Here is a 9,525-nt window from a genome sequence, read left to right on the forward strand (position 1 = left end):
AGGCGGCAGAGCCCACCGCGCCGCTGGAGCCAACAGCGCAGGCCCCGACGGCAACACCAGCGCCGACACCCGCCCCTACTCCCGCCCCTGCACCGACACCTGCACCTGCACCGTCGACCCCTTCGACTCCGGTCGCGCCGGAACCGACCCCGGCGACCGAGCCCACGCCGGCACCCGCCCAGGAGCCGGTGGAGGAGCCCGCACCTTCCCCCATCCCGGGGCCCGAACCGACACCCGCACCGACACCTGCACCGGCACCCGCACCGACCCCGACTCCGGCACCCACGCCTGCTCCAACTCCAACTCCAACGCCCGCGCCAACACCGACGCCAGCGCCAACACCGACGCCGACTCCTGCCCCTACCCCCTCTCCCGCTCCCGCGCCGGCGCCGCGGGGGTCGACCGCCCAGATCACCCTGTTCGACGGCGACCTGACCGTTCGCAGCGTCAGCGACGGCGGCCAGGGCGCCTTCGTGTTCCTCGACCCGGTGGCGACCGCGGGGGCGGCGGTTGCCGGGGCGGCGGACGTGTCGAACGGGGCACTGCACGTGAGGGTCGACGTCGCGTCGCAGCCAAGCGAGACGCCGGCTCAGCTCCAGCTCTGCCTCGTGCCAGGCGATCCGACGGTGGTCAGCCCGCCCTGCACCGACTCGACCCGCCTCGTCGCCACGGGCCGCGGCACCGCCTCGGCCACGTTCCCGGTGCGGTCGCTCGTCAGCGACGAGACCATCGACTGGGGCAGGGGCCTTGGCCGCCTCCTGCTCGTCTTGCGAGACCAGGCCTCCCGGCCGCTGGACGAGCGCTACACCCGCTCCGCCGACGGCACGCCCATCGACCTGAAGCCTTACTACCCGCTGACGCTGCACCTGCGAGTGGTGCTGGTGCCCGCGGGCGGCGCCTTCGCCGGTTGGCCCTGAGAGCCGGCGCCGTCAGCGACGCCGCCTACCTGCCTATACCGACGTAAGTGAGGCCGGCGGCCTCCACCGTGCCCGCCTGAAGCCAGTTGCGGGCGTCGAGGAGGAGCCTGCCGCGCATGGCTGCGGCGAGCGCCGCGAAGTCGAGGCGGCGGTACTGGGGCCAGTCCGTCACGACGACCAGGGCGTCGCAACCGCGGGCGAGCTCCAGCTCGTCGGCCGCGTACTCCACGGGAAGCTCGGGGTGCTGCCGCGCGGCGTTGGGCATGGCCACCGGGTCGTGCACGCGCAGGACGGCGCCGCGGTCGTTGAGCTCCCTGATCAGGGTCAAGGACGGCGCGTCGCGCAGGTCATCGGTGTTGCCCTTGAAGGCGAGCCCCAGCAGGCCGATGGTGGTGCCTCGCAGCACCTTCAGGTGCTGCTGCAGCTTCTCGACGACGTAGAGCCGCTGGCGCCGGTTGACGTCCACCGCCGCGCGCACGATGGGCATCTGGTAGTCGTACGCCCCGCCGAGGGCCAGCACGGCCGCCGTGTCCTTGCCGAAGCAGCTGCCGCCCCACCCTATCCCCGCGCTCAGGAACTTGCTGCCGATGCGGCTGTCGAGGCCGATGGCGCGCGCCACCTCGACGACGTCGGCGCCGACCTTCTCCGCCAGCACGCTGAACTCGTTGATGAAGCTGATCTTGGTGGCGAGGAACGCGTTGGCGGCGTACTTCGTGAGCTCCGCGCTGGTGGTGGTCGTGGTGATGAGGGGCGGCAGCTCGAACCGTTCCGGTCGCGGCGTGCCCGGTGGGGCCTCGAACGTCTGTTCCAGGATGGGCGCGTACAGCTGGCGCATGACCGACCAGGGCACCGGCCCGTCGGAGCCCACGACGATGCGGTCAGGGTAGAGGCTGTCGTGAACGGCGCGGCCCTCGGCGAGGAACTCGGGGTTGGAGGCCACGTGCACCTCCGCCCGGACGCCCCGCGCGGCGAGGCGCCGCCCGATGATCCCCTCGACGTGGCGGGCGCTGCCGACCGGCACGGTGGACTTGTTGACCACCACGAGCCGCGCCCCCTCCTGGATGCGGTCGGCGACGTCGGTGGCGGCGGCGTCGACGTAGGTGAGGTCGGCGTCGCCGTTCTCCTTCGACGGCGTACCCACCGCGATTAGGACGACGCCCTCGCCGGACAGCTCGGGGATGGTCGTCTGGAACGCCGAGCGGTGCTTGCCGGCGGCCATGAGCTCCGCCAGGCCGCTCTCGTGGATCGTCGGGACGCCGGTGGCGAGCTGAGCGATCACGTCGGCCTTCTTGTCTACGAACGTGACGTCGTGCTCCAAGTAGGCGAGGGCCGCGCCGGTCGTCAGGCCGACGTACCCCGTTCCGATCACTGTCACTCTCATGGCCTCATCCTACTTGGGCCCGGCGGCAGCGGCGAGGGACCTCGCGCGGCCGGACGGGCACGGGCGGCGTCCGGGAACGCCGTCACGGCCGCCGGCTCGCCGGGCTATGGTGGCGAGAACCACAATCGGGCGCCCGGGGAGCGCCGCCGCGCGGCGCCACGCGGCGCTGTCAGGGGGAACCTCGTGCCACGAGCTCACGTCGTCCGCCGCCACCGCACCGTCCCGCGCCGCCGCGGGGGCCCTGGCGCCGCCCTGGCCTGTGCAGTGCTGGCGCTGAGCCCCCACGCGGCGGCCGCGCCCGAGTGCGCGCCAGGCCCGGCCGGCGACCTCGCAGGGGCGGCTCCCGCGCGGTCCGCCGCCTACCGGACGCGGGCCGAGGACCTCGCGTTCCGCCACGGGGAGCTCGACCTGGCCGAGGCGGGGCTCGGCGCGAGCATCGGCCTGCGGCCCAGCCTCGGGGTGGGCGACGACCTCGACCTCGAGCAGGAGCTCGACGCCCTCGACCTGGTCGGCTATCAGCTCGACGCCACCATCGGTTACCGCTACGACGAGGTGGCCATCGTCAAGGCCCGCGTCGCGGTACTGGCCGCCGAGGCGCGGCTGGAGGCGCAGGGGGTGGCCGACGTGTTGGAGGCGATGTTGGGGTTCAGCCGCCTGCGGGTGGCGGAGCGCGCCTTGGAGGTCGCGCTGGTGGACCTGGACGTCGCCGCGGCGGCCCTCGAGCGCGCCGAACAGACCGCCGCGGAGCGCGCGGCCGACCCCGAGCACGCGCCGTTGCCGGGGAGCCCGGCGGCGGCCCGAACCGGGCCACCCCCCTTCCTTCGCGAGGCGCGGCTCCAGTTGCGCCGCGCCGAGCTTGGCGCGCAGGACGCGCGCGCCTCCGTGGATGCGCTGAGCGCCGCACTGGCCGCCCTCGGCGTGGGGGTCCCCACCGCCCAGGACGGCGCCTGCGGCGCGGCGCCGCTGGCGCCGCCCGCCCCCGCTTCCGGGAACGACCGCGCTCGCGCCGCCCTCGTCGAGGGGCTCGCCCTGGCGCGCGCCCAGCTCGCACGGGCCGGTTGGGGACCGGTCCGGGACCTGCGCCTGCAGGCGCAGTACCAGGAGGGCGGCGGCCGCGCCACGTTAGGCGTCGGCGTCGCGGCGGGCCGGCCCGAGGCGGACCTGGCGTTGCGCCTGCGCCCCACCGGCAAGGACGGTTGGAGCGTGCGGCTCAGCGCCAACCTCAGGCTCGACGAGAGCACCCTGTCGGCCATCTCGCGCGCCGAGCGGGCGGTGGCCGCCGCCGAGGCCGAACTGGCCGCGCACGACCTGGCGCGGGACGGGGCGGTGGAGGCGTCGTGGCGGGCGGTGGAGCGCGCCTGGGAGGAGGTCGAGGTGCTCGACGAGGCCCTCGCGCTGGCCGTACTGAGGCGTGACGAGCCGAGCGAGGCTCGCAACCTGCCGCGCAACTCGCAGGCGGTGGCGCGGGCGCGGGACGCCCGCGAGCGCGGCCTGCAGGCCTACTACCGCGCGTACGCGGCACACCTCACGTTGCTGGGGGCCGGCTGGCCGACGCGATGAGAGGGGCGGCGAACGCGGCGCCCAGGAACCGCTCAGGCGCCGGTCAGGTGCCCTTGCCTGGCAGGAAGATGCCGGGCACCTCGTTCAGGGCGACGAAGCGGTCGGCGAGGTCCTGGAGCGCCTGCCCGGCGACCTCGCGGAACGCCATGACCTCCACCCGCTTGCCCCGCTCCTGGGCGAGCTCGAGGATGGGCGCGAAGTCGCCGTCGCCGCTCGCCAGGACTATCACGTCGGCGAAGTCGAGGCTGCGCACGACGTCGGCGGCGATCCCCATGTCCCAGTCGCCCTCCAACCTCACGTTCCCCTCGTCGTCGACGCGGTGGATCCGCACGGTGCGCCGCTTCACGCGGTAGCCGAGGGCAGACAGCTTGCCGAAGAAGCCGAACGCCGTGGCGTCTCCCTCGCGCGCCACCACGTACGCGGTGGCGTGCGCCAGGCGCCGCCCACGCAGGCACGCCGCGAGCAGGCGCTCGTAGTCGACGCTGCCGCCGTGGTTGTCGCGGGCTGCGTAGTAGAGGTTCTGGGTGTCCACGAAGAGGGCCACGCGCTGCCGCGGGCTGTCGCCGGGCGCGCCCGGCACGACCGGCACGTCTGCGGGCTCCACGCCGCCACTCTACCCCGGAGGCCCCGCCAACCACTTGCCCATGAGCAGGTTGTCCTCGAAGCCGCCGCCCTCCGACGGCAGGCGCCTCACCTGCCGCGTCTCGCGCCCCTCGAGCGTGAACCCCTCGCTCTCGTAGAGCCTGATCGCGGCGAGGTTGCCTGCCCGCACGTGTAGCGCCACCTTGAGGACTCCGGCGCGCCGACACCAGGCGTAGCCCGCGCCGAGCAGCGCTCGCGCGGCGCCGCGGCGCCGCGCCTCCGGCGCGACGGCGAGCGTGAGGACGGCCACGTGCTCGAGGCGCGCGGCCGGCGAGCGGTGGAGCTCGAGCCAGCCCGCCAGCATCGCGCCCTCCACGGCGACCGCGTAGAAGCTCCGGTCCGACGGCGCCCCGATGCGCGCCGCGAGCGCGTTCACCCCCTCGGGTCCGTCGCCCACGAACGCGCCGCCCTCGCGGTAGACACCTGCCAGCAGGTCGCGCACGGCCGCCGCGTCCCCCTGCGTCGCGACCCTGACGTTCACGCCAAGATTATAGATGCGTGGTGCCGCCGCCAAGCGGTCCGGGCAGGCGGCTCCCTGCTATCCTGTTCGCCGCCACCGACGCCGACGCGTGGGGGTGGACGTGGAGGTTCACACAGTGTTGCGCCTAGTTAGCGCCGAATCCGTCACGGAAGGGCACCCGGACAAGCTGGCGGACCGCATCAGCGACAGCGTCCTGGACGCCATCTTGCAGCAGGATCCGTTGGCGAGGGTGGCGGTGGAGACGCTGCTCACCCGCGGCCTCGCCCTGGTGGCCGGCGAGGTCACGACCACGGCCGACGTGGACGTGCAGGCCATCGTCCGCCAGGCGGCCCGCGACGTCGGTTACACGAACGCCGATTACGGCTTCGACGCCGACCACAGCGCCGTCCTCATCGCGCTCAACGAGCAGGCGGGCGACATCCGCATGGGCGTCGACCGGGCGCAGGAGGCGGCGAGCGGCGACCGCTACGACACGCTCGGCGCCGGCGACCAGGGGCTGATGTTCGGGTACGCCATCGACGAGACGCCCGCCCTGATGCCCCTACCCATCCAGCTCGCCCACCGCCTCACGGAGCGGCTGGCCGAGGTGCGGCGCGACCGGACGCTGCCCTACCTTCGCCCCGACGGCAAGGCGCAGGTCACGCTGGCGTACGTCGACGGCGTGGCGGTGCACCTGCGCCACGTCGTCTTGTCGGCGCAGCACGACCCCGACGTCGACCCCGCCCTCCTCCGCTCCGACCTGGTCGAGCACGTGCTCGCCCCGGTGGTGCCGGCGGGGTTGCTCACCGACGAGACCGCCCTGCTGATCAACCCGACCGGGCGGTTCGTGGAGGGTGGCCCCGCCGCGGACGCCGGCCTCACCGGCCGCAAGGTGATCGTCGACACGTACGGCGGCGCCGCGCCGCACGGCGGGGGCGCGTTCAGCGGCAAGGACCCGACGAAGGTCGACCGCTCCGCCAGCTATTACGCTCGCTTCATCGCCAAGAACGTCGTCGCCGCCGGCCTGGCGCGGCGCTGCCAGGTGCAGCTCGCTTACGCCATCGGCATGGCGAGGCCCGTGGGCATGTACCTCGACACGTTCTCTACGGGGGCGCTGACCGACGACGAGCTCACCGAGCTCGTCAAGCGCGAGTTCGACGCGCGGCCGGGCGCCATCATCGAGGAGCTCGGGCTGCGTCGGCCGCTCTACGCCGCCACCAGCGCCTACGGCCACTTCGGGCGGCCCGGCTTCCCGTGGGAGAGCGTCGCGCGCGCCGATAGGCTCAAGGCCGCGGCCGGCCGGGAGTAAGCCGCACCAGCACGCGGTTTCTGGCGGTCGGGCCCGGGTCGCGTGTGGTACAAGTTGGGCCATGGCCAGGATAGTTCTGGGCAACCGCGAGGGACTGCTCGCGATCCGTCACGGTCGCAACGTGCTGGAGCTCCTCACCGAGGAGTGGCCGGACCTCCACCTCACGCTCCGCACCCAGGCCGGGACGGGCGGACTCGACTCGGACCCACTGCTGGAGGCCCTCAGGCGCGGCGCGGTCGGCATCGCCGCCGTCCAGCTCGACGCCCTGGCGCCCACCCTGCCCGAGGACGTGCGCCTCGCCGCCGTGCTGCGGCGCGCCGACCCGCGTTCGGGACTCGCCGCCAAGGGGCGCGCCGGCTTCGCCGCGCTGCCGCCCCGCGCCCGGGTGGTGGTCGGCTCGCAACGCGACGCCGCCTTCCTGAGCGCCTCGCACCCGGACCTCACCGTCCAGATCGAGGCGGCGTCGCCGGACGCCCTCCTCGCGCAGCTGAGCGCGGGCGCCGACGCGGTGATCGTGTCGGCGGCGGCCGCGGCCACGTTGGACCTGCGCAGCGCCGTCGACGTGGTGTTGGACGAGACCGCCTTCACGCCGCCGCCGGGCCAGGGCGCGCTGGGGCTGCTCGTGCGCGCCGACGACGACCTCGCCTTCGAGACCGCATACTCGCTGCAGCACCGTCCCAGCTACGACCGGGTCCGGGCCGAACGAGCGTTCGCGGCGGCGCTGCCCGGGCGGCAGGTTGGCGCCGTCGCCGGGGTCACGGAGGACGGCGAGCTCACCCTGCTGGGCGCCGTGGCCGTCGGTCCCACCATCTTGCAGGCGAGCCTGAGCGGCGAGGCGCGCGAGGCAGAGGTGTTGGCCCGCGAGCTGGCACAAGACGTGGCCGAGCAGCTCGCCGCCCTCACCTGACGCGGCGCCGCCGGGCGCGCCGGGCGGCGCGCCGGGCGAGCCTCAGGACGCTGCTTGCTTGGCGTCGGCGAGGACGCGGTCGACGACCTGCGTCGGGACCGCCTCGTAACGGTCCACCTTCAGCGAGTACGCGCCGCGACCGCCCGTCATGCTGCGCAGATCCGCCGAGTACGACTGGATCTCCGAGAGCGGCACGTGAGCGCTCACGACGCTGACGGAGCCCTCGCTGTCCATGCCGAGGATGCGGCCGCGCCGCGTGTTCAGGTCGGAGATCACGTCGCCCGTGAAGCGGTCGGGCACGCGGACCTTGAGGAGCGTGAGCGGCTCGAGCAGTATCGGCCTCGCCTGCGCCAGCGCCTCGCGCATGGCCTGCGTGGTCGCGAACTGGAAGGCGATGTCCTTCGAGTCGACGGGGTGATCCTTGCCGTCGTACACGGTGACCTTCACGTCCTGGAGCGGGAACCCGCCCAGCACGCCCGCCTCCATGCCGGCCCGCGCCCCCTTCTCGCAGCTCGTCTGGAACTGCGTGGGGATGGTGCCGCCAACGACCTTCCACTCGAACTCGAAGCCGGAGCCGCGCGGCAGCGGCTCGACCGTGAGGGCCACCTCCGCGAACTGCCCCGCCCCACCCGACTGCTTCTTGTGACGGTAGCGCGCGTCGCCGGTGCCTTGGATGGTCTCGCGGTAGGCGACGGCGGGGGTCCTGGCGTCGACCTCCACCCCGAAGCGGTCCTTCAACGCCGCCACGGCGATCTCGAGGTGCACGTGACCCATCCCCCACAGGACGGTCTCCTTCGTGTTCGGGTCGCGCTCCAGGACCAGCGTCGGATCGGCGTCGAGCAGCTTCGAGAGCGAGTCGCCCAGCTTGTCCTCGTCGGGCCGCGCCTTCGGGAAGAGGGCAAGCGCCATGACGGGCGACGGTAGGCGGATGGGCGCCAGGACGAACTCGGCGCCGGGGGAGGTGAGGGTGTCGCCGGTGCGCACCTCGTCGGCCTTCGTGAGCGCCCCGATCATCCCCGCCGCCAGCTCCCGCACCTCGCTGAGGTCCTTGCCCTTCGGGACGTAGAGGTGGGCGGTGCGCAGGTCCGCGCCGCGCGACGCGTCCCGCAGGGGGTCGCCGGCCTTGAGCAGGCCCGACAGCACCCTGAACATGGAGACCTTGCCGAGGTACGGGTCGACGACCGTCTTGAAGACGCGGGCGCTGAACGGTTGCCCCTCGCCCAGGGTGGGCGGTTCGCCCGACTCGACGGGCAGCGGCCCGTGATCCGCGACGTGCCGCACGCCCCTGGTGAGGAAGTCGAGCAGGAGGCTGATGCCCATCACCTTGGCGGCAGACGTGAGGAGCACGGGCGTGAGCTCGTTGCGGCGCACGGCGGCGTAGAAGGCGCCCAGGAGGGCATCCTGGTCGATGGTCGCCTCCTCGAGGTACTGCAGCATCAGCTCGTCGTCCGTCTCGACGATGGCCTCGACCAGACGGTCGCGGTACTCGGCGGCCAACCCGGCGACCTCGTCGGGGATGGGCACCTCCTCGGGTTCGCCCGTGGAGAACTCGTACGCGCGCATGGTGAGGAGGTCGACGATGCCCCTGAACTCCTCGGCCTGGCCGATGGGGAGCTGGATGGCGGCGATGTTGCCCGGCAGGGTGGCCTCGATGTCGGCCATGGTGCGGAAGAAGTCGGCGTTCTCCCGGTCGAGCTTGTTGATCACGAACATCGTCGACAGCTCGCGCTCGAAGCTCGAGGTCCACACGCGCTCCGTGCCCACCGCCACCCCCGACACGGCGGACACCACGATGAGCGCGGCGTCCGCGGCGGCCTGCGCCCCGCGGATCTCGGCCACGAAGTCGGCGTAACCGGGCGTGTCGATCAGGTTGAACTCCTCGCCTTTCCAGGTGAGGGGGTGCACGGTCGAGTAGATGGAGATCTTGCGGCGCTTCTCCTCCGGCGTGAAGTCGGAGGCGGTGGTGCCGTCCTCGACCCTCCCCAGGGTCGAGATGGCGCCGGCGCGGTAGAGCATGGCCTCCACCAGCGACGTCTTGCCCGCGCCGCTATGCGACAGGACGGCCACGTTACGGATCTGGGACATCTCGGCTCCCTTTCTCGTTACAGCGGCCGTGGCCGCGGAGGATGCAGGGTCGTGCTCGGCCGTGCGAGGCGATGGCTCAAGTCTAGCACCGCTCGGCACGGCGGTTACACTCGGCCATGCCGCGCGAACTGGAACTCAAGTACTCCTCGCTGGAGGGGCGCGTGCCGGGGGTCGCCGAGTTGGCGGGGGCGCTGGCACCGCTCGGCCTGCAGGTCGAGGGGCGCGGGACGAGGCGCCAGGAAGACGTCTACTACGACGACGCCG

9 protein-coding genes are annotated in these 9,525 nt (G+C 73.4%); 5 read left to right on the top strand and 4 right to left on the bottom strand.

What is annotated here, in order from left to right:
* Window positions 1-473 precede the first annotated feature (473 nt).
* Complete coding sequence (locus H3C53_02020) at window positions 474-917, top strand: hypothetical protein (GenBank protein MBW7915452.1); 444 nt, start codon at window positions 474-476, stop codon at window positions 915-917.
* 25 nt (window positions 918-942) lie between these two features.
* On the opposite strand, the gene H3C53_02025 is transcribed toward H3C53_02020, so the two are convergent.
* The gene (locus tag H3C53_02025; protein MBW7915453.1) at window positions 943-2,298 is read right to left on the bottom strand and encodes a UDP-glucose/GDP-mannose dehydrogenase family protein; all 1,356 of its coding nucleotides are present in this window, start codon (window positions 2,296-2,298) and stop codon (window positions 943-945) included.
* 264 nt (window positions 2,299-2,562) lie between these two features.
* Between H3C53_02025 and H3C53_02030 the strand changes: the two genes are divergently transcribed.
* A complete protein-coding gene (locus H3C53_02030) occupies window positions 2,563-3,858 on the top strand; it encodes a hypothetical protein (protein ID MBW7915454.1) in 1,296 nt (431 codons plus the stop codon).
* Window positions 3,859-3,901: 43 nt separating this feature from the next.
* Here the strand turns inward: H3C53_02030 and H3C53_02035 are convergent, their stop codons facing one another.
* Window positions 3,902-4,438, bottom strand: coding sequence for an NYN domain-containing protein (locus H3C53_02035; protein ID MBW7915455.1), 537 nt, complete (start codon window positions 4,436-4,438; stop codon window positions 3,902-3,904).
* A 33-nt stretch (window positions 4,439-4,471) separates the two neighbouring features.
* Window positions 4,472-4,981 (bottom strand): GNAT family N-acetyltransferase, encoded by a 510-nt coding sequence (locus H3C53_02040; GenBank protein ID MBW7915456.1) that lies wholly within the window; start codon window positions 4,979-4,981, stop codon window positions 4,472-4,474.
* A gap of 13 nt (window positions 4,982-4,994) precedes the next feature.
* On the opposite strand from H3C53_02040, the gene H3C53_02045 reads away from it, so the two are divergent.
* The gene (locus tag H3C53_02045) at window positions 4,995-6,269 is read left to right on the top strand and encodes a methionine adenosyltransferase (GenBank protein ID MBW7915457.1); all 1,275 of its coding nucleotides are present in this window, start codon (window positions 4,995-4,997) and stop codon (window positions 6,267-6,269) included.
* Window positions 6,270-6,330: 61 nt separating this feature from the next.
* Window positions 6,331-7,176 (top strand): hydroxymethylbilane synthase, encoded by an 846-nt coding sequence (locus H3C53_02050; protein MBW7915458.1) that lies wholly within the window; start codon window positions 6,331-6,333, stop codon window positions 7,174-7,176.
* Between the two features lie 42 nt (window positions 7,177-7,218).
* On the opposite strand, the gene H3C53_02055 is transcribed toward H3C53_02050, so the two are convergent.
* Entirely contained in the window at window positions 7,219-9,261 is a 2,043-nt protein-coding gene (locus H3C53_02055; protein MBW7915459.1) for an elongation factor G, read from the bottom strand.
* A gap of 116 nt (window positions 9,262-9,377) precedes the next feature.
* On the opposite strand from H3C53_02055, the gene H3C53_02060 reads away from it, so the two are divergent.
* A partial coding sequence (locus H3C53_02060; GenBank protein ID MBW7915460.1) for a hypothetical protein occupies window positions 9,378-9,525 on the top strand: 148 nt, incomplete at its 3' end.

This window comes from Trueperaceae bacterium (assembly GCA_019454765.1).
Taxonomy (GTDB): domain Bacteria; phylum Deinococcota; class Deinococci; order Deinococcales; family Trueperaceae; genus JAAYYF01.